Origin of the sequence: Burkholderia catarinensis (assembly GCF_001883705.2) — a bacterium.
Classification (GTDB): Bacteria; Pseudomonadota; Gammaproteobacteria; order Burkholderiales; family Burkholderiaceae; genus Burkholderia; species Burkholderia catarinensis.
Genome location: NZ_MDEQ02000015.1, coordinates 130,040 through 148,020 on the forward strand (window position 1 = coordinate 130,040; position 17,981 = coordinate 148,020).

20 protein-coding genes and 1 pseudogene are annotated in these 17,981 nt (G+C 68.4%); 11 read left to right on the plus strand and 10 right to left on the minus strand.

The genetic code is table 11. From position 1 onward, the window contains the following. Positions 1-135 precede the first annotated feature (135 nt). The 7 genes from fliE to BFF94_RS24145 all read left to right on the plus strand — a co-directional run bounded on the left by fliE (position 136) and on the right by BFF94_RS24145 (position 4,321). Positions 136-480 (plus strand): flagellar hook-basal body complex protein FliE, encoded by a 345-nt coding sequence (gene fliE / locus BFF94_RS24115; protein WP_219139939.1) that lies wholly within the window; start codon positions 136-138, stop codon positions 478-480. 272 nt (positions 481-752) lie between these two features. Beyond that, a complete protein-coding gene (gene fliS / locus BFF94_RS24120; protein WP_128849221.1) occupies positions 753-1,187 on the plus strand; it encodes a flagellar export chaperone FliS in 435 nt (144 codons plus the stop codon). Next, positions 1,184-1,516, plus strand: coding sequence for a flagellar protein FliT (locus BFF94_RS24125; RefSeq protein WP_128849218.1), 333 nt, complete (start codon positions 1,184-1,186; stop codon positions 1,514-1,516). The genes fliS and BFF94_RS24125 overlap by 4 nt, the downstream gene beginning before the upstream one ends. Positions 1,517-1,647: 131 nt before the next feature. Beyond that, the gene (fliK, locus tag BFF94_RS24130) at positions 1,648-3,003 is read left to right on the plus strand and encodes a flagellar hook-length control protein FliK (RefSeq protein ID WP_219139940.1); all 1,356 of its coding nucleotides are present in this window, start codon (positions 1,648-1,650) and stop codon (positions 3,001-3,003) included. Beyond that, positions 3,000-3,317 carry an EscU/YscU/HrcU family type III secretion system export apparatus switch protein gene (locus tag BFF94_RS24135; RefSeq protein ID WP_128849050.1) on the plus strand — a complete coding sequence of 106 codons (318 nt, stop codon included), beginning with the start codon at positions 3,000-3,002 and terminating at the stop codon, positions 3,315-3,317. The genes fliK and BFF94_RS24135 overlap by 4 nt, the downstream gene beginning before the upstream one ends. A gap of 38 nt (positions 3,318-3,355) precedes the next feature. Further along, positions 3,356-3,568, plus strand: coding sequence for a hypothetical protein (locus BFF94_RS24140; protein ID WP_128849047.1), 213 nt, complete (start codon positions 3,356-3,358; stop codon positions 3,566-3,568). An 18-nt stretch (positions 3,569-3,586) separates the two neighbouring features. Then, entirely contained in the window at positions 3,587-4,321 is a 735-nt protein-coding gene (locus BFF94_RS24145; RefSeq protein WP_128849044.1) for a PepSY-associated TM helix domain-containing protein, read from the plus strand. 90 nt (positions 4,322-4,411) lie between these two features. On the opposite strand, the gene BFF94_RS24150 is transcribed toward BFF94_RS24145, so the two are convergent. The 10 genes and pseudogenes from BFF94_RS24150 to BFF94_RS24195 form a co-directional block, all read right to left on the minus strand. Further along, positions 4,412-5,437, minus strand: coding sequence for an XdhC family protein (locus tag BFF94_RS24150; RefSeq protein WP_219139941.1), 1,026 nt, complete (start codon positions 5,435-5,437; stop codon positions 4,412-4,414). 207 nt (positions 5,438-5,644) lie between these two features. Beyond that, positions 5,645-6,148 carry a hypothetical protein gene (locus tag BFF94_RS24155; RefSeq protein WP_128845764.1) on the minus strand — a complete coding sequence of 168 codons (504 nt, stop codon included), beginning with the start codon at positions 6,146-6,148 and terminating at the stop codon, positions 5,645-5,647. Positions 6,149-6,692: 544 nt separating this feature from the next. Next, positions 6,693-8,099: a branched-chain amino acid transporter BcaP gene (bcaP, locus tag BFF94_RS24160; protein WP_128845761.1), complete on the minus strand. Its 1,407-nt coding sequence runs from the start codon at positions 8,097-8,099 to the stop codon at positions 6,693-6,695. 198 nt (positions 8,100-8,297) lie between these two features. After that, positions 8,298-8,954, minus strand: coding sequence for a response regulator transcription factor RqpR (gene rqpR / locus BFF94_RS24165; protein ID WP_128845758.1), 657 nt, complete (start codon positions 8,952-8,954; stop codon positions 8,298-8,300). A 7-nt stretch (positions 8,955-8,961) separates the two neighbouring features. Beyond that, positions 8,962-9,777 (minus strand): quorum system sensor histidine kinase RqpS, encoded by an 816-nt coding sequence (gene rqpS, locus BFF94_RS24170; protein ID WP_219139942.1) that lies wholly within the window; start codon positions 9,775-9,777, stop codon positions 8,962-8,964. Between the two features lie 416 nt (positions 9,778-10,193). Next, positions 10,194-10,964: a ferredoxin--NADP reductase gene (locus BFF94_RS24175; protein ID WP_128845756.1), complete on the minus strand. Its 771-nt coding sequence runs from the start codon at positions 10,962-10,964 to the stop codon at positions 10,194-10,196. A gap of 228 nt (positions 10,965-11,192) precedes the next feature. After that, positions 11,193-11,297, minus strand: a pseudogene (locus BFF94_RS38480) (LysE family translocator); the annotation flags it as partial. A gap of 39 nt (positions 11,298-11,336) precedes the next feature. Beyond that, positions 11,337-12,164, minus strand: a complete 828-nt coding sequence (locus BFF94_RS24185; protein WP_219139943.1) for an endonuclease/exonuclease/phosphatase family protein — start codon at positions 12,162-12,164, stop codon at positions 11,337-11,339. Between the two features lie 5 nt (positions 12,165-12,169). Then, positions 12,170-12,658 carry a hypothetical protein gene (locus BFF94_RS24190; RefSeq protein WP_128850480.1) on the minus strand — a complete coding sequence of 163 codons (489 nt, stop codon included), beginning with the start codon at positions 12,656-12,658 and terminating at the stop codon, positions 12,170-12,172. Positions 12,659-12,804: 146 nt separating this feature from the next. After that, the gene (locus BFF94_RS24195) at positions 12,805-13,524 is read right to left on the minus strand and encodes a nitroreductase (RefSeq protein ID WP_128850477.1); all 720 of its coding nucleotides are present in this window, start codon (positions 13,522-13,524) and stop codon (positions 12,805-12,807) included. A 229-nt stretch (positions 13,525-13,753) separates the two neighbouring features. Between BFF94_RS24195 and BFF94_RS24200 the strand changes: the two genes are divergently transcribed. The 4 genes from BFF94_RS24200 to BFF94_RS24215 all read left to right on the plus strand — a co-directional run bounded on the left by BFF94_RS24200 (position 13,754) and on the right by BFF94_RS24215 (position 17,928). Next, complete coding sequence (locus BFF94_RS24200) at positions 13,754-14,734, plus strand: AAA family ATPase (protein WP_128850474.1); 981 nt, start codon at positions 13,754-13,756, stop codon at positions 14,732-14,734. 134 nt (positions 14,735-14,868) lie between these two features. Then, positions 14,869-15,978 carry an NAD(P)/FAD-dependent oxidoreductase gene (locus BFF94_RS24205; RefSeq protein ID WP_128850471.1) on the plus strand — a complete coding sequence of 370 codons (1,110 nt, stop codon included), beginning with the start codon at positions 14,869-14,871 and terminating at the stop codon, positions 15,976-15,978. 140 nt (positions 15,979-16,118) lie between these two features. Then, on the plus strand, positions 16,119-16,430 hold the full coding sequence (locus BFF94_RS24210; protein ID WP_128850469.1) for a high-potential iron-sulfur protein: 312 nt from the start codon (positions 16,119-16,121) through the stop codon (positions 16,428-16,430). A gap of 190 nt (positions 16,431-16,620) precedes the next feature. Beyond that, positions 16,621-17,928, plus strand: coding sequence for an MFS transporter (locus BFF94_RS24215; protein ID WP_128850467.1), 1,308 nt, complete (start codon positions 16,621-16,623; stop codon positions 17,926-17,928). The last annotated feature ends 53 nt before the right edge of the window (positions 17,929-17,981 follow it).

The following is a 17,981-nucleotide window of genomic DNA, read 5'->3' on the forward strand; positions in this document are numbered from 1 at the left end:
GGTTTCCCCCGTACTTTCTCGGCTTTGACGCGCGGCGCACTGCTATCCTTTTTCGCGATCCGGCATGGTGCGCGTGGTGCGGCGCCGGCGGAAACGCCCGGTACGTCCGGGTCTCTTCTCTATTCTGGGGACAGCATGACTGCGAACGTCAGCGGAATCGGTTCGGTGTTGCAACAGATGCAGTCGGTGGCCGCGCAGGCGTCCGGCGGCGTCGCGAGCCCGACGGCGGCGCTGGCCGGCTCGGGCGCGGCCACGGCCGGCACGTTCGCCAGCGCGATGAAGGCGTCGCTCGACAAGATCAGCGGCGACCAGCAGCACGCGCTCGGCGAGGCGAAGGCGTTCGAGGTCGGCGCGGCGAACGTGTCGCTGAACGACGTGATGGTCGACATGCAGAAAGCCAACATCGGCTTCCAGTTCGGGCTTCAGGTCCGCAACAAGCTCGTGAGCGCTTACAACGACATCATGCAGATGTCGGTGTGACGGGACGGCCATCCGGCGACGGGCATCCGGGGACGGCCATCCGGGGACGGGCATCCGGGGACGGCCATCCGGCGACGGGCGTCCGGCGACGGCCACTCGGGGACGGCCACCCGGCCCACCCGGGCGGGGCCGGCGGGCCGGTTTCCTGCCCCCGGCGGCGGCCCCGCGCGCCTAAAGCTTTTCAAATCCCTTCCGATAACTTCGGTGAAGGCCGCGTCGTGCGATGCACGGCGGCGGCTCCCGTATAGCCAAGGCAAGACAAGGAGAAGCGCATGTTTTCCCCAGGACACGCTGGAGCCAGTGCCTATGCGCGTGTCGGCGTCGAGACCGGGGTGATGGGCGCCTCCCCGCACCGGCTGATCGCGATGCTGTACCAGGGCGCGCGACAGGCGATTGCGCTGGCGCGCATGCATTTGCAGCAGGGCAACGTGGCCGCGCGTGGCGAAGCGATCGGCAAGGCGATCCGGATCGTCGAGAGCGGCCTGCAGGCGTCGCTGAACCGCGACGCGGGCGGCGAGATCGCGGGCCGGCTCGACGCGCTGTATGCGTATGTCGGCCGGCGTCTGCTGGAAGCGAACGCGCAGGCGAGCGACACGATGCTGGTCGAGGTCGACGGGCTGCTCGCAACGCTCGAGGAAGCATGGACGGGCATCGCCCCGGAAGTCGCGCGCATGGCCGCGCAACAGGCAGCGGAAGCTTCACGATGAATCACAAGGCCGAATACTTCGCACGTTACGAGGCGCTCGCAGCGGTGTCGGGCCGGATGCTGTGCGCCGCGCGCGGCGCCGACTGGAGCGCGTTGCCGGAGTTGCAGGCCGAATTCCTGCGGCTCGTCGACGGGCTGAAGGAGGCCGATCCGGGCGTCGCGCTCGACGAATCGGATCTCGGCCGCAAGCTGGACCTGATCCGCCGCATCCTGGCCGACGACGCCGCGATCCGCGATCTCGCGAGCCCGGACGTCGCGCGGTTGTCCGCGCTGTTCGAGGCGCGGCGCTCGACCAAGGTATTGACCGATCTCTACCGCGCGCGCGGGTAGGGCCCGTTTTCCGGGAAACGGGCGCGGGGGGCGTACGAGCCCGTTGCGGCAGGCGCGCTGTTCCCGCGGGCGGCACTGGCGTGCCGTGCCCGGATTCGCAACGATGTGGCTGAAGTGAGCAGGCTCCGATCATGACCGGTATCGATTCCGTTGCGGCCGCGCTGCTGGCGAGCCGCCTCGACAGCCTGCTGACCGGCACCGTGTCGGCGCCCGCCGGCGGCGGCGCGACCTCGCAGGTCGGCACGCCGGGCGCCGGCGCGTCGCCCTCGCCCGCGGCCGGCAGCCCGCCCGCCGCGCCGCCGGCCTCCACGCAGACCGCGCTGTCCGATGTCGGGCGCGTGCTCGACGCGATCTCGCGCGCGGGCGGCGACGCGACGCCGGTCATTGCCGGGCGCGCGCCGCTGCTGGCCGATCCCGCCGTGCTGCTGACCGATCCGGCCGTGCCGGCGCGTGCGCCGGCCGCGTCCGATCCGGCTGCGTCTTCCACGCCTGCTTCCGCTGCGACGTCGTCCGCCGCGGCTGCGCGCGAAGCGGCCGCGCCGCCGCCGGTCGCGGCGCTGCGCGCGGCGCTCGCGCAGGCCGTGAGCGAGAGCGGCCTGTTCTACGAATCCCATCTGGCGCAGTGGCTGGCCGGCCAGCGTCCGCTCGCGGCGCTGATGCGCGAGCCGCAGGCGCGCCTGGCGGCCGCGCTCGCGCCGGCCGACCCGGATGCCGCGCCGCACGACTCGGCCGACGTGCTCGACGAGCTGCTCGCGCAGCGCCTGCCGCCGCCCGCAACCGCGCGGGCGACCGCGCAACCGGGCACGCCGGCCCAGGGCGGCGCGCCGGCTCGCGACCCCGCGCAGGCTTTGCCGGCGGCCGCCCGGCAGGGTGCGTCGTTGCCGCCCGACAGCGCCGATCCGCTTGGCGCGCACGCCGACACGCGCTGGACGCCCGCACGTGCCGAACTGGCCGCCGCGTCGTCCGATCCTCAGGCGCAGCCGCTCGCCGCCGTGCACCCGGCCGCCGTGCCGCTCGTCAGGCAGCAGCTCGATGCGCTCGCGACCGACCAGTTCCGCTGGACCGGCGAGGCGTGGCCCGGTGCGCGCCTCGACTGGACGATCGAGCCCGACGATCCGGGCGGCCGCGCGCCGCGCGGCGGCGACGACGCGGGCGACGGCATCGCATGGCGCACGCGCCTGACGCTGACGCTGCCGTCGCTCGGCACGGTCGACGCGGAGCTGGTGCTGAACGGCGCGCAGCTCGTCGCGCGGCTGCGGGCGAACCAGACGGGCGCCGACCGCCTCACGCGGCACGAGGCCGCGCTGCGGCAGCGTCTCGAGGGATCGGGGCTGAAGGTGGGCGGGCTGTCGATCCGCGCGGTCGACGACGGGCCGGACGGCTTCGACCTGTTTGCCGCCCAGGCCGCCGCCGCCGCGTATGCGCGCGGCGCGGCCGGCGGGCAGGCGCCGCGTGCGCCGGGCGCCGACGACGAGGTGCCGCAATGAGCATGACGTCCCGCAAGCGCGCGGCCGCGCTCGTCTACGACCCGAAAGGCGGCGATGCGGCGCCGCGCGTGGTCGCGAAGGGCTACGGCGTGCTCGCCGAGATGATCGTCGCGCGCGCGCACGATGCGGGGCTGTACGTGCATACGGCGCCGGAGATGGTGTCGCTGCTGATGCAGGTCGACCTCGACGACCGGATTCCGCCGCAGCTCTACCAGGCCGTCGCCGACCTGCTCGCGTGGCTGTACGCGCTCGATCGCACCGAGCCCGGGCCGGACGACGCCGCGCCGCGCTTTCCGCTGCCGCCGCTGCGCTGAACCGCCCGCCGCCGCGCGACTTCTTACGAAATGCCGTCTTGATCTTGCGAGATCATTTTTTCGCCATTTTTCGCCTATCGAGCGCCATTGCGTTGCAACGTGCGCGCTTCGTTCGCGTTTCTTCGCTCGCCGGGCGCATCGCCGCATGCCCGGACGGATTGAGCCGGCATTCGATTTGTGTAATGATATCCATTCTCATTTTCATGCTGCTCGGGCGGCGCGCACTCTCTGCGCGCCGCCCGTTGTTTTGAACGAATGGATACTTTCGCGTGAACGCGCCCGAAACGATCGACCCGCCCAAGGCGGGCATGCCGCGCGCCGGCGTCACCATGCTGAACCCGGCGGCCCGCCCGCTGACCGACGACGAACTGGCCGCGCGCCGCCAGCGCTCGCGCCGCGCGACCTTCATCAAGTGGCTGCGCAAGGTGCACGGCTGGGTCGGGCTGTGGGGCGCGGTGCTCGGGCTGCTGTTCGGCGTGACGGGCGTGCTGCTGAACCATCGCGCGCCGCCGCTGAAGATTTCGACCGGCGAGCCGCAGGTCGAGGAGATGCAGGTCGCGCTGCCGGACCCGGTGCCGAAGACGCCCGCCGCGATGACGAAGTGGCTGCAGCAGGAGCTGCATTTCGACGGCAAGCCGGGCCGCATGCGCAAGGAGCCCGCGCAGGCCGTCGCGTGGGGCGACAAACGCGTGATGCAGCCCGAGCACTGGCAGTTCGGCGTGTTCGGCCCGCACCAGAACCTGCAGGCCGAGTACTGGGTCGGCAACGGCTACGTGTCGGTGAAGCGCACCGGCAACACGTTCCTGACGACGATGAACAACCTGCATCGCGGCGTCGGGATGAACCTCGGCTGGGTGCTGCTGATGGACACGATCGCGGGCTCGCTGATCCTGCTGTCGCTGACGGGCGTGCTGCTGTGGACCGAGCTGAACAAGCGCCGTACGGTCGGCGTCGTGCTGGTGGCCGGTTCGGTCGCCGCGGCGCTGGCCGCCGGCCTGACCTGATCGACATCCGCGCCGGCCTGCCGCCGGCGCGAGCCGTGGGGCTGCCTGTCCGGCCTGTCAGGCGCGGCCGAAGCGGTTGGCCGGCGCCGATCAGAGTCCGCAGGCCGCGCCGCTGTTCGCCGCGATCTCGCGCGCGGCCTTCGCGCCCTCGACCTGCAGGATCGTCGGCAGCGACACGTGGTTTTTCGCGGCGGTGATCTCGGCAAGGATCGAGATCGCGATTTCCGGCGGCGTCCGGCTGCCGATGTAGATGCCGGCCGGCCCGTGCAGCCGGCCCAGTTCCGCTTCGTTCAGGTCGAATTCGCGCAGCCGCTCGCGCCGCGCCGCGTTGTTGCGCCGCGAGCCGAGCGCGCCCACGTAGAACGCGGGCGTCTTCAGCGCCTCCATCAGCGCGAGATCGTCGAGCTTCGGATCGTGCGTGAGCGCGATCACGGCCGAACGCGCATCGAGCTTCATGTCGAGCACCGTATCGTCGGGCATCGTGCGCACGACGCGCGTGCCCGGCACGTCCCACGCATCCGTGTATTCCTCGCGCGGATCGCACACCGTCACCTGGTAGTCGAGCCCGACCGCGATCTGGCACAGATAGCGCGACAACTGGCCGGCGCCGATCACGAGCATCCGGTAGCGCGGCCCGTGGATCGTCACGAGCCGCTCGCCGTCGAACGCGAGCCCGTCGGCCGCCTGCGCGGGCGACAGCGACGCGCGGCCGGTCGCGAGCGTCATCGTGCGCGTGACGAGGCGGCCGGCCTCGACTTCCGCGCACAGCGCGGCGATCCCGCTGTCGCGCGTGAGCGGCTCGAGCACGAGCTGGATCGTGCCGCCGCAAGGCAGCCCGAAGCGGTGCGCTTCCTCGGCCGTCACGCCGTACTTGAGCGCTTCCGGGCGCGCGTCGGCCGCGATCCCGCTCGCGTGCACGCGGGCGATCAGGTCGTCCTCGATGCACCCGCCGGACACGGAGCCGACCACCAGGCCGTCCTCGCGCACCGCGAGCATCGCGCCTTCGGGGCGCGGCGACGAGCCCCACGTCTTCACGACCGTCACGAGCAGTACGCGGCGCCCTTCTTCGAGCCAGCGCGCGCTGGATTTCAGTACATCGAGATCGACGCTTTCCATCATCTTTTCCTGTTGCCGGACGGCCCGCCGGTCCGGGCTGTCATTCGATGGCGGGATTATGAACCGGCCGCGGCAAGCGTGCAGGCGACGGGGAAGGCGCAAAAAGGGGGAAGGGAGAAGCGGAGTGGCGGGGAAGGTGAACAGCGGCCCGTGCCGGGCCCGCTGGCAGGTCGCCGGGCGGACGCATCCGCCCGGCGAGGCGATGCGTCAGAGCGAGCCCAGGTACTGCGTCAGGTTGCGGATGTTGTTGTCATATGCGCTCGGCGAGCCAAGCTCGACGCCGCCGCTGCGCACGTAGTACTCGAACGGCACGGAGCGGGTGCCGAAGAACGGCAGGAAATTGTCCGGCTGCAGTGTCGTGCCGTTCAGGCCGATCGCCCAGTTCCTCGACTTGTACAGCTCGAGCTCGCGGATCGTCGCCTGGACCTGGTTCGTCTCCGACGCGCGAATCGCGGCGATGTGCTGCGTCAGCGTCTCGATGTTTGCCTGGTATGCGCTCGGCTCGCCGACCGAGACGCCACGCGCGCGGACGTAGTAGCTGAACGGCAGGTTGCGCTCGGTGAAGAACGTCAGGAAACCGTCCGGTGCCAGCGTATCCCCGTTCAGCCCGATCGCCCAGTTCTTGCTCTGATAATCCCGGAGCCCCGCAATCGTCTGGTTGGCCGCGCTGATTTCGACCTTCGCCGTGACGTTGACCAATGTATTGCTCATGACAGACCTCTCTGGTTCTTGTTGAACTTCGGACAGGTGCAGCGACATGCCTCCGGATGGAGGCAATGCAATACCAGCGACCGGATTATCCGGTTTTAATTGTGTCGAATTAAAAAGGTGCTGAAAATTCGTTTATGAATTCACGATGATTTTCTGCTTGATGGAAAGGCGCTTCGATGAAGTCGATTGCATCGCGCTGCGCTCCTGTTACGGCGCATGCCCCGTCTGGTATTGGCTGTGCGGGTGCGTGCGGTCAGCCGACCTGAATACTAGTTTGGCGGATGCAAGAGTTCAATGTCGGTCGCGCGATTATTTTATGCTATTCATATTCAATTCAATCAGATTACATTTTTAATCGATTAATTTTCTGATCAGAATCGAATATATCGACATCCGAAAAACGCCAAATGGAAATGGGAATTGCCGCGCGAATCGTTGCAGAAAACGCAACGTGGCGGCGTGACGAGCGATGGAAGGGGAGAGGGAGCGGGGCCGGCATCCGGCCTCGCGGGTGCGCACCGTGCCGCATGCGGCACGGCGGCGCTCAATGCGCGTCGGGGTGGCCGTGCGCGAGCTTCGAATGGTGCCGCGAGTAGAGGAAGTAGATCACGAGGCCGATCACGAGCCAGATGCCGAACGCGGCCCACGTGACGGGCTGCAGGTTCAGCATCAGGAACAGGCACGACGCGACCGCGAGGATCGGCACCACGGGCACGCCGGGGCAGCGGAACGCGCGCGGCAGGTCGGGGTGCGTGCGACGCAGCACGAGCACCGCGATCGACACCATCGAGAACGCCGCGAGCGTGCCGATGTTGATCAGTTCGGCGAGCACGTTGAGCGGCACGAGTGCGGCGATCAGCCCGAAGAACAGGCCGACGAGCCAGGTCGTCAGGAACGGCGTCGCGTAGCGCGGGTGGACGCGCGACAGCGTCGCCGGCAGCAGCCCGTCGCGCGACATCGCGAAGATCACGCGCGTCTGGCCGTAGCTCATCACGAGGATCACGGTCAGCATGCCGAGCACGGCGCCGAGATCGATGAAGCCCGCGACCCACGTTTCGCCGGCGGCCTGCAGCGCGTACGAGATCGGGTGCGAGATGTTCGCGTACCGGGCCGACGGCACGATGCCGGTCGCGACCGCGGCGACCGTCACGTACAGCACCGCGCACACCGCGAGCGACGCGATGATGCCGATCGGCAGATCGCGTTTCGGATTCTTCACTTCCTCGGCCGCCGACGACACCGCGTCGAAGCCGATGAACGCGAAGAACATCACGGCCGCCGCGCCGAACACGCCGTTCCAGCCGTGCGGCATGAACGGCTTCCAGTTCGCGGGCGTCACGTGGAACACGCCGACCGCGATCACGAGCAGCACCACCGACACCTTGATGAACACCATGATGTTGTTGATGCGGGTCGATTCGCGGATGCCGATCGACAGCAGCGTCGTGATCACGAGCATCACGAGGAACGCGGGCAGGTTGAACCACGTGACGACGCCCGGCACCGCGCCGGGTGCGGCCGTCAGCACGGTCGGCAGCGTGAGCCCGAAGCCCTGCAGCAGCGACTGCAGGTAGCCCGACCAGCCGACCGACACGGCCGACGCGGCGAGGCCGTATTCGAGCATCAGGTCCCAGCCGATGATCCACGCGGCGAGCTCGCCGAGCGTGGCGTACGAATACGTGTAGATCGAGCCGGCGACGGGGATCGTCGACGCGAATTCGGCGTACGACAGCGCCGCGAGGCCGCACGCGATCGCGGCGATCACGAACGACAGCATCAGCGCGGGACCGGCCTGCACGGCGCCGGTGCCGGTCAGCACGAAGATGCCGGTGCCGATGATCGCGCCGATGCCGAGGAAGGTGAGGTCGATCGCGCCGAGCGCTTTCTTGAGCCCGGCGGCGTGCGCGCCGGCGATCATGAGATCGACGTTTTTCTTGCGGAAGAGGGACATTGCGGATGAATGGCCAGCGCGCGCGAGCGCGGCGGCGCTGACTGAGTGAAAACCCGCAATTTTAGCCGATTTGGCGAACAAGACCTGCTGCGGCGCAGCGGCGCGTCGCCGAATCGTCCGGTAAAACAAGCGCTTGCGCGCAAAACGGGCGGTGGTTGACGGCGCCGCGGCGTGCGCCGCGTCGTTGAATCAGGAGAATCAGGCGCCGGCCGCGGGCGCCATGTCGACGAGCCGGTTGCTCATCACGTAGAACGTGAGCTCCGCGTTGTTCGACAGCCGCATCTTCTCGAGCAGCCGCGACCGGTACACGCTCACTGTCTTCACGGACAGCGACAGCGTGTTCGCGATGTCGGTGAGCCGCTTGCCCGACGCGAGCATGCAGAGCGTCTGGTATTCGCGGTCGGACAGCTTCTCGTGCGGCAGCGGCTCGTTCTCGAACGACACGTATTCGGCGAGCGCCTCGGCCATCGCGGGGCTCACGTACTTGCGGCCGGCCGCGACCTGCTGGATCGCGCCGATCATCTGCGCGGCGTTGACCGTCTTCGACAGGTAGCCGGCAGCGCCGGCCTTCAGCGCGCGTACCGCGTACTGGTCTTCGCGGTACATCGAGAACATCAGCACGGGCGCGCGTGTCGGCTTGCGCTTGAGGCGCTTGAGCACCTCGATGCCGTTCGTATCCGGCAGCGAGATGTCGAGCAGGATCACGTCGAATTCCTGTTTGTCGACGGCGGTTATCGCGTCGCCGCCATTCTCGGCCTCGGTGACGTTGCGCGCGACGCCCCGGTCGATCAGCAACTGGCGGACCCCTTGCCGGACGATCGCATGATCGTCCACGAGCAGGATGTTCAGGCTCATGACGACCTCACGAAAGCGCCGCGCGGCATGCCGCAACGGGCACCGCGAGCAGCGAATCCCACGCGAAGCGCGCGGTGACGCGCGTGCCGTGGCCGGTTTCCGGCGTGGCCGTCTCGAAGCTGCCGCCGAACGCCTCGCAGCGGGCGCGCATGCCGGCGAGGCCGTAGCCGGTGCGACGGCCCCTGGAGAAACCGGTCCCATCGTCGGAGACGATCAGCGACAGGTGCGTGCCGTCGGTGACGATCCGCACGTCGACCGACGACGCGCGTGCGTGCTTCGCGACGTTCGACAGCGCTTCCTGCGCGACGCGGAACACCGCGAGCGCGCTGGCGCCGGCGATCTGCGTCAGGCGCGCGTCGGCCGCGCACACGAAGCTCGTGCGCAGGCCCGTGCGCGTCGCATGGCTGTCGACCCACGACGACAGTGTGCCGACCACGCCCGCGTCGAGCGCCGGCGTGTGGCGTTCGTCGATCAGCCGGCGACTCGCGTCGGTCGCGGCGTCGAGCGCCTGCTGCGCAAGCTCCAGCGCGCGCAGGCAACCGTCCGGCGCATCGGCAGGCAGCCACGTTTGAACGTTTGCGAGCGCGAATCGCGCTGCGGTGAGTTCGGCGCCGAGCCCGTCGTGCAGCTCGCCGGCCAGGTGGCGGCGGGCCGCTTCGTCGGCGGCGAGCAGTTGGGCGGACAGCGCCGCGATCCGCGCGGCGGAAGCATCGCGCTTCGACGCGGCTTTGGCAATGGACGGAGTAGCGGCGCAGCCATGCACGAGCTGCCGCGACGGGAACGGGGCGGGGGCGCCCGAGGGCGCGTTAAGCAACGTATCCATGACTCTCCCTGCTGTCAGAAAGCGGTTCAGACACCGGCTGGTTGCGTGGATCGGCTGCCGTTTCGATCACGGTCGCCGCCAGAGAATCGCCCCATGCCGAAGTAACAAAAGTTACGTTTTGTAACACTTGCATCCGACCCTTCCAGCCTCATCCGAACGGTAACCACGCGGGCCGAATAATATCTCAAAAATTCTGAAAAGATCATGTCAGGCGGACATTTAAGGGTAAATGTGAATAATCGGAATGAACCTGTTGTAGGAAAAACACTGACACCCGAGCACCGGGCGATGACGTATCAAAATGTAACTATTTGAGATGGAATGGTCTCAGTTTGTTACGAATTCGCCAAGTAGGGACGAAAAAAAACCGGAGCTTTTGCTCCGGTTCTTGATGCGGCACAAATTTCGGGGGCGGATCAGTCCACGAATGCGCGTTCGATCACGTAGTGGCCCGGCGCGCTGTTCTTGCCTTCGACGAGGCCGGCCTGCTTCAGCAGGTCGGTCGTGTCCTTCAGCATCGCGGTGCTGCCGCACAGCATCACGCGGTCGTTTTCCGGCGAGAACGGCGGCACGTCGAGATCCGTGAACAGCTTGCCGGTCGCGATCAGGTCGGTGATCCGGCCCTCGTTGTCGAACGCTTCGCGCGTGACGGTCGGGTAGTAGATCAGCTTTTCCTTGATGATGTCGCCCAGGTACTCGTGGCCCGGCAGGTCGTGCTTGATGAAGTCCATGTACGCCAGCTCGCCCTTCAGGCGGCACGTGTGCGTCAGGATCACCTTGTCGAAGCGGTCGTAGATGTCCGGGTCGCGGATGATCGACATGAACGGCGCGAGGCCCGTGCCCGTCGACAGCATCCACAGCGTCTTGCCCGGCAGCAGGTTGTCGGCGACCAGCGTGCCGGTCGGCTTCTTGCCGATCAGCACCGTGTCGCCCACCTTCAGGTGCTGCAGGCGCGACGTCAGCGGGCCGTTCTGCACCTTGATGCTGAAGAATTCGAGGTGCTCTTCGTAGTTCGGGCTGACGATCGAGTAGGCGCGCGCGAGCGGCTTGCCGTCGACCTCGAGGCCGACCATCGTGAATTCGCCGTTGTTGAAGCGCAGGCTCGCTTCACGGGTGCAGGTGAAGCTGAACAGCGTGTCGGTCCAGTGATGGACGGATTGGACGGTGGCGGTGTCGTATTTGCTCATGGCTTTGAAAACGGACGCGCGTAGCGAACGCGTGTAACGGGCCCAAAAACGGGCAAAAAAACCGAGTGCGACGGCCTGATCGCGGATCGGCCGGCCGGCGCGTCGGACACGCGCCTTCTCGATGACAGACGATTGAGGAACTCGTTATTTTACCCTGCTTGGCGCGGATCGCGGGCTTGACCCCCGCAGCCGCGCGGATTTGGCGCAACGAATCATTTCAATTTTCTTTCATTTGTCGGCCGCGAGTTTCGCGTCGAGGCCGACGAGCGCCACGCGGCACAGCGCGTCGAGCGGGCGCCGCACGCGCCGGTAGCCGCGCGCGTGCGGCGCGGCCAGCGGCGCGCGATTGCGGTGTGACCGGGATCGGGATCGTTATTGCGGATCGTTTTGCGGATCGAGGCGCAGGCGTGCGATGTACGGCAGGTGGTCCGACAGCCACGCGGCCTCGCCGGACGGCGCGCGCCATTCGAGCGGCGTCAGGCCGCGCACGAACATCTTGTCGAGCGCGAGCGCCGGCGAGAACGCGGGGAACGTGCGGCCCGATTCGCCGAGCAGCGTCGCGACCTCGGACATCCCGATCTCGCCGAACAGCGCGACCGAATCGTTGCGCCAGTCGTTGAAGTCGCCGGCGAGCATCAGCGGGCCGTCGCCCGCATTGCGCACGATCCAGTGCGCGATCCAGTGCATCTGGCGCAGCCTGGCGGCGCGCGTGAGCGCGAGGTGCGCGCACAGCAGCGTGACGGGGCGCGCGCCGGCGAGCGTCGCGCGCGCGACCAGCAGACCGCGTCGCTCGAAGCGGTGCGCGGAGATGTCCCAGCGGCCGCCGAGGTCGAGCGGATGCGGCGACAGGATCGCGTTGCCGTGCCGCCACGACGGCTTGAACACGTTCGGCCCGAGCGCGATCTGCCAGTCGAGCGCATGCGCGATCTCGGTGGCCTGGCAGTGCCACACGTCGTCGACCGCGTCGTCCATCTGCGCGCCGAAGCCGGGCGCGAGGAGGGGGCGCGGCATGCGGCGCGCCATCGCTTCCTGCAGGAAATACACGTCGGCGTGGGTCGACTGCATCCAGTTGCGCATCGCGTTCCACGCGGTGAAGCCGAGCGGCGAGCGGCCCTTGTGCAGGTTCCAGCTGACCGCGGTGATTTCGTCGGGTGCGGCGTGCGGTTCGGCGAACGGCAGGGACAAAGGGGCGACGGACATGACGCTCAGTCCTTCGCGACGTGCGCACGCACGCGGTACACGAGGTGCGGGCGCTGCTCGACGAGCGTCCAGTCGGTCCAGGCGTCGCCGCCGACCGACAGGCCGGGGTGGCTCGCGACGATTTGCCGCGGCGATGCGGGCAAGCACGGATCGCTGCGCGTCGCGTTTTCGTCGTCGAGCGTTTCCTGCACGTCGAGCGCGAGCGACACGGTGTTCGCGGTCGTGTCGACGGTGAGCGGCGCGACCGTCACCGAGCGCGAGCGCTCGGTCGGCACGACGCGCGCGGCGTTGCCGCAGCCGACCGGCACGGCGGACGGATAGCGATGGGTATCGGTGCGGGTCTGACCCACGGTGGTGCGCTGCTGGAACGTGTCGATCGTCTGACCGTCGCGCACCACCTGGATTTCCCACGCGACGGAGGCCGGTGCGGGGTTCTGCGCATAAGCGGCGAGCGCGACGCTCGCGAGCAGGACGGCCAGGCCGTGTTTCAGCATGAAACGTCTCCGGAAACGCGGAATAGCGGGGAACGGACGCACATCTTACGCCCGATCGATTTCGATCGTGATGTGACGGGACGTGCCGCGGCAGGTCCGCCGCACGATGCGGTCCTCTTCGAAAGGTAGGGCCGCGCCATGCGTTTTCAAGCAAAAAAACGCGCGAACTCGGCGACGGGCGCGCGCTCGGTGACAAGGCCGTTCTCGATCGCGGCCGGGTCCGCATGGCCGAGCGCCATGCCGCAGACGAACTGTTCGTTGGCGGGAATGCCGAGGTGTTCGGCGACGATCCGGTGAAACGGCACGAACGCGGCCTGCGGGCAGGTATCGAGCCCGCGGGCGCGCGCGGCCGTCATCACGCCCTGCAGGAACATCCCGCAATCGAGCCATGCACCGTGCGTCATCACGCGATCGAGCGTGAAGAACAGCGCGACCGGGGCATCGAAGAAACGGAAGTTGCGTGCGTGCTGCGCGTGCATGCGCGCCTTCTCGTCACGGCCGATGTTCAACAGGCCGTACAGGTCCCAGCCGACCTTGCGGCGCCGGTCGATATACGGCGACACCCATTCGCGCGGGTAGTAGTCGTACTCGGCGACGTATTTCTCGTCGCGCGCGGGATCGTCGTACGCCGCGGTGAGCGCGGCGGCGAGCGCATCGCGCGTGGCGCCGGTCGCGACGTACACGTGCCACGGCTGGATGTTGGTGCCCGACGGCGCGCGGCTCGCGGCTTCGAGGATCGCCTCGAGCGTGTCGCGCGGCACGGGCGTCGGCAGGAATGCGCGGATCGCGCGACGCGACGTGAGCGCCGCGTCGACGGCGCCGATCGCATCGCTATCGACGCGCGGGGAAGCAGTGGGGACGGACATCGGCATACCTTCGGGACGGGCGCGAGGCGCCGCGCGGGCGCCGTCGGCCAAGGCCGGCGCGGCGGGCGGGTGAACCGTCGATCATACGCCGCGGCGCGCCGGCGTGCAGCGCGCGCCGGCTGTTAGCAGCAGACTCGCACGGCTGCTTGCTTGCGCGCGGATGCGGGCCCGCTACACTGAAATCGTAAGGGTCTGATGGTTGGTGACGGCAAGCGGCAGCGAGGTTGGTATGACGACGGCGATGGTGAAACAGGAACTGGCGGTGGCGTCCTTCAGCACGGTGTACGACCTCGAGCAGGTCGAGACGGCGCTGAACGACCTGAACGAGAGCGCGAGCGACGCACTGCGCGCCACCTACGAGAGGATGCTCAGGACAGGCAATCTGCGCTTCTGCGTGAAGCCGAACCGGATGCCGTCGTTCGACGCGCTCGGCGAGGCGCTGCCCAATTTCGCCGAGACGCTCGACGACGTGCGCAAGCAGGTCGCGCTGTGTCTCGAAACGGACGACCGGCTCGAACTGATGCCGATCCTGCTGCTCGGGCCGCCCGGCATCGGCAAGACGCATTTCGCGAAGGCGCTCGCGCTACTGCTCGGCACCGCGTACCACTACGTGCCGATGAGTTCGCTGACGGCCGGCTGGATCCTGTCGGGCGCATCGTCGCAATGGAAGAACGCGAAGCCCGGCAAGGTGTTCGAGGCGCTGGTGAACGGCAGCTACGCGAACCCGGTGATCGCGGTCGACGAGATCGACAAGGCCGGCAGCGATGCGCAATACGATCCGCTCGGCGCACTGTACGCGTTGCTCGAGCACGACACCGCGCGGGCATTCATCGACGAATTCGCGGAAGTGCCGATCGATGCGGGCAACGTGATCTGGATCGCGACCGCGAACGACGCGCACGCGATTCCGGAGCCGCTGCTCAACCGGATGAACGTGTACGAGATCGCGCCGCCCGATGCGGCCGGCGCGCGCCGGATTGCGCAGACGATCTACGACGAGATCCGCACGTCGCATGCGTGGGGGCGGCGCTTCCCCGACATGCTCGGCGACGACGCGCTCGACGTGCTGGCCGAGACGCCGCCGCGCACGATGCGCCGCGCGCTGCTGCACGCATTCGGCGCGGCGCGGCTCGACGGCCGCGACGCGATCGGGCCGTGCGACATCCGCGCCGACGAGGGCGCCGCGAAGCGCAGGCCGATCGGCTTCTGAGCCGGCGGCGCGGCACGGCGGCGGGATGCGCGCGCCGTGCCGTCGCGACGTGGTGCGCATCCGTTCGGCAAGCGGGCGAACCGGGACGTACAATTCCCTTCTCTCCCCTCGACGCATTAGCGGTGCGAAAAGTCATGGAGCAGACGGATTGTGTGGTGATCGGCGCGGGCGTCGTCGGTCTGGCGATTGCGCGCGAACTGGCCGCGCGCGGGCGTGAAACGCTCGTGCTCGAAGCCGCCGATGCGATCGGCACGGGCACGAGCTCGCGCAGCAGCGAGGTGATCCACGCGGGGCTTTACTATCCGCGCGGGTCGCTGAAGGCGATGTCGTGCGTGCACGGGCGCGATCTGCTGTACGAATTCTGCGAGACGCATCACGTGCCGCACCGGCGTGCCGGCAAGCTGCTCGTCGCGACGAGCGCCGCGCAGGTGAAGCAGTTGAAGTCGATCGCCGCGCGCGCGGTCGAAAACGGCGTGCTCGACCTGCTGCCGCTCACGCGCGCCGAGGCGCAGACGCTCGAGCCCGCGCTCGAATGCGTGGGGGCGGTGTTCTCGCCGTCCACCGGCATCGTCGACAGCCACCAGCTGATGCTCGCGCTGCTCGGCGCCGCGGAACGCGACGGCGCCGTGTGCGCGCTGAAATCTCCGGTCGAATCGATCGACGTGCTGCGCGGCGGGCGCTTCATCGTGCGCACCGGCGGCGACGCGCCGGCCGAGATCGAGGCTGCCTGCGTGATCAACAGCGCGGGCCTCGGCGCACAGGCGCTGGCGCGTCGCACGCGCGGCCTCGACCCGCGCTGGGTGCCGCCGCTCTATCTCGCGCGCGGCAATTACTTCAGCCTGTCGGGCCGCGCGCCGTTCTCGCACCTGATCTACCCGATGCCCGATCGCGCGGGGCTCGGCGTGCACCTGACGCTCGATCTCGGCGGGCAGGCGCGCTTCGGCCCGGACGTCGAATGGGTCGATGCGCTGCGCTACGAAGTCGATCCCGCGCGCGCGACCGCGTTCTACGCGTCGATTCGCGCGTTCTGGCCGGGCCTGCCCGACGACTCGCTGCAGCCGGCGTACGCGGGCATCCGGCCGAAGGTCGCGGGGCCCGGCGAGCCGCCGGCCGACTTCATCGTGCAGGGCGCCGCGCAGCATGGCGTGCGCGGGCTCGTGAACCTGTTCGGCATTGAATCGCCGGGGCTCACCGCGGCGCTCGCGCTCGCGCAGCGCGTGGGCGACATGGCGGCTTACCGCTGACGCGGCGCGCGGCGTGTCGGCCGTGTCAAATTCATTATCTCCGGCATTTCGGCGCGCACATTTATTCGCTTGGCGGTTATTCTGTTGAACGGCTGTCGCCAGAACAGCTTTCAAACCGATAACGTTGGAGCGAGTCCCCCATGAAAACATCCCGTCGGAGTTTCCTGATTACGAGCGTTGGTGTCGTGTCCGCGCTGGCGCTGTCGCGCGAAGCGCTGGCCGATGCGCCGATGCTGCCGGAAACCGATCCGACCGCGGTGGCGCTCGGCTACAAGGCCGATGCCACGAAGGTCGACAAGACGAAGTACCCGAAATACGCAGCGGGCCAGGATTGCGCGGCCTGCATGCTGTACCAGGGCAAGAAGGGTTCGGCTTCGGGCCCGTGCGGCGCCTTCCCCGGCAAGCAGGTGTCGGCGAAGGGCTGGTGCAGTGCCTTCTCGAAGATGGGTTGAGGCCCGTGCGGCATCGTGCGATGCCGCATTGTGGCGAAAACCGCAAAACGCCCGCCGTCGAAAGACGGCGGGCGTTTTTAATGCTTGAAAACGGTTCCGTCGCTTTCTACACTCGCTGCAAACCAGCGCGCTGCGGGCACACCGCGCGCCGCGCCGCCCCACACGGCGAATTCACGAGGACGAGGCACGCATGGCGACGATTGCGAATTCAACGAAAACGATCCGGCCCGAGCGTGCGCTGAACCGGCGTGCGGTTGCGGCGGCCGTGATCGGCAACGCGCTCGAGTGGTACGACTTCACGGTGTTCGGCTTCATGACGGTCGTGATCGCCGAGCTGTTCTTCCCGACCTCCAGCGAATACTCGTCGCTGCTGCTGACCACCGCGACATTCGGCGTCGCGTTCTTCATGCGCCCGATCGGCGGCATCGTGTTCGGGCTGTACGCGGACCGCGCCGGCCGCAAGGCCGCGCTGTCGCTGGTGATCCTGCTGATGACGGGCGGCATCTTCCTGCTCGCGATCGCGCCGCCCTATGCGGCGATCGGCATCGGCGGCCCGATCCTGATCGTGCTCGGCCGCCTGCTGCAGGGCTTCTCCGCGGGCGGCGAATTCGGCAGCGCGACGGCGCTGCTGATCGAGGCCGCGCCGTTCTCGAAACGCGGTTTCTACGGCAGCTGGCAGATGGCGAGCCAGGCGGCCGCGCTGCTGATCGGCGCGCTCGTCGGCGCGGCCGTGACGCGCGGGCTGTCGCACGACGCGCTGCGCAGCTGGGGCTGGCGCGTGCCGTTCATCCTCGGGCTCATGATCGGCCCGATCGGTTTCTATATCCGCCGCCATCTCGCCGATTCCGAAGCGTTCCTGCATGCGCAGCAGAGCGCGCGCCGCGCGACGCTCGGCGAAGTGTTCACGCGCCACCCGCGCGAGGTGCTGTGCGGGCTCGGCTCGGTGATCGCGCTGACGGTGACGGTCTACGTGCTGATCAGCTATCTGCCGACCTTCGCGGTGAAGCAGCTGAAGCTGCCCTACGCGGAATCGTTCTATGCGGTGATCATCGGCAACCTGCTGCTGATGGTGCTGTCGCCGGTCGCGGGCGCATGGTCGGATCGCATCGGCCGCAAGGGGCTGTCGCTGTGGTCGCTCGTGCTGACGCTCGCGCTGATGTATCCGCTGTTCGCGTGGCTCGACGCGGCGCCGAGCATCGGGCGGCTGATCGCGGTGCAGGCCGCGCTGTCGGTGACGCTCGCGGGCTATTACGGGCCGTTCGGCGCGATGATCGCCGAGCTGTTCCCGGCCAACGTGCGCTCGACCGGGCTGTCGATCGCGTACAACGTCGCGGTGATGCTGTTCGGCGGCTTCGGGCAGTTCATCGTCACGTGGCTCATCAAGGTCACCGGGTCGCCGCTTGCGCCCACCTATTACGTGATGGCGGGGCTCGCGCTGTCGATCGTCGCGGTCGCGTTCGTGCCCGCGCGCAGCGCCGACCTCGACGCGCCGGCGTGACGACATGAATGCCGTCATCGAATGAATCGTTGTGCAAAACGCAACGATGGACG

Excerpts from the sequence above, each read along its gene's own strand:
- BFF94_RS24190 (WP_128850480.1), bottom strand. The coding sequence starts at position 12,658 with ATGCTGAAACACGGCCTGGCCGTCCTGCTCGCGAGCGTCGCGCTCGCC.
- BFF94_RS24185 (WP_219139943.1), bottom strand. The coding sequence starts at position 12,164 with ATGTCCGTCGCCCCTTTGTCCCTGCCGTTCGCCGAACCGCACGCCGCA.
- BFF94_RS24215 (WP_128850467.1), top strand. The coding sequence starts at position 16,621 with ATGGCGACGATTGCGAATTCAACGAAAACGATCCGGCCCGAGCGTGCG.
- fliE (WP_219139939.1), top strand. The coding sequence starts at position 136 with ATGACTGCGAACGTCAGCGGAATCGGTTCGGTGTTGCAACAGATGCAG.
- BFF94_RS24205 (WP_128850471.1), top strand. The coding sequence starts at position 14,869 with ATGGAGCAGACGGATTGTGTGGTGATCGGCGCGGGCGTCGTCGGTCTG.
- BFF94_RS24135 (WP_128849050.1), top strand. The coding sequence starts at position 3,000 with ATGAGCATGACGTCCCGCAAGCGCGCGGCCGCGCTCGTCTACGACCCG.
- fliS (WP_128849221.1), top strand. The coding sequence starts at position 753 with ATGTTTTCCCCAGGACACGCTGGAGCCAGTGCCTATGCGCGTGTCGGC.
- BFF94_RS24210 (WP_128850469.1), top strand. The coding sequence starts at position 16,119 with ATGAAAACATCCCGTCGGAGTTTCCTGATTACGAGCGTTGGTGTCGTG.
- BFF94_RS24195 (WP_128850477.1), bottom strand. The coding sequence starts at position 13,524 with ATGTCCGTCCCCACTGCTTCCCCGCGCGTCGATAGCGATGCGATCGGC.
- rqpR (WP_128845758.1), bottom strand. The coding sequence starts at position 8,954 with ATGAGCCTGAACATCCTGCTCGTGGACGATCATGCGATCGTCCGGCAA.
- fliK (WP_219139940.1), top strand. The coding sequence starts at position 1,648 with ATGACCGGTATCGATTCCGTTGCGGCCGCGCTGCTGGCGAGCCGCCTC.
- BFF94_RS24150 (WP_219139941.1), bottom strand. The coding sequence starts at position 5,437 with ATGGAAAGCGTCGATCTCGATGTACTGAAATCCAGCGCGCGCTGGCTC.
- BFF94_RS24155 (WP_128845764.1), bottom strand. The coding sequence starts at position 6,148 with ATGAGCAATACATTGGTCAACGTCACGGCGAAGGTCGAAATCAGCGCG.
- BFF94_RS24175 (WP_128845756.1), bottom strand. The coding sequence starts at position 10,964 with ATGAGCAAATACGACACCGCCACCGTCCAATCCGTCCATCACTGGACC.
- rqpS (WP_219139942.1), bottom strand. The coding sequence starts at position 9,777 with ATGGATACGTTGCTTAACGCGCCCTCGGGCGCCCCCGCCCCGTTCCCG.
- BFF94_RS24125 (WP_128849218.1), top strand. The coding sequence starts at position 1,184 with ATGAATCACAAGGCCGAATACTTCGCACGTTACGAGGCGCTCGCAGCG.
- bcaP (WP_128845761.1), bottom strand. The coding sequence starts at position 8,099 with ATGTCCCTCTTCCGCAAGAAAAACGTCGATCTCATGATCGCCGGCGCG.
- BFF94_RS24200 (WP_128850474.1), top strand. The coding sequence starts at position 13,754 with ATGACGACGGCGATGGTGAAACAGGAACTGGCGGTGGCGTCCTTCAGC.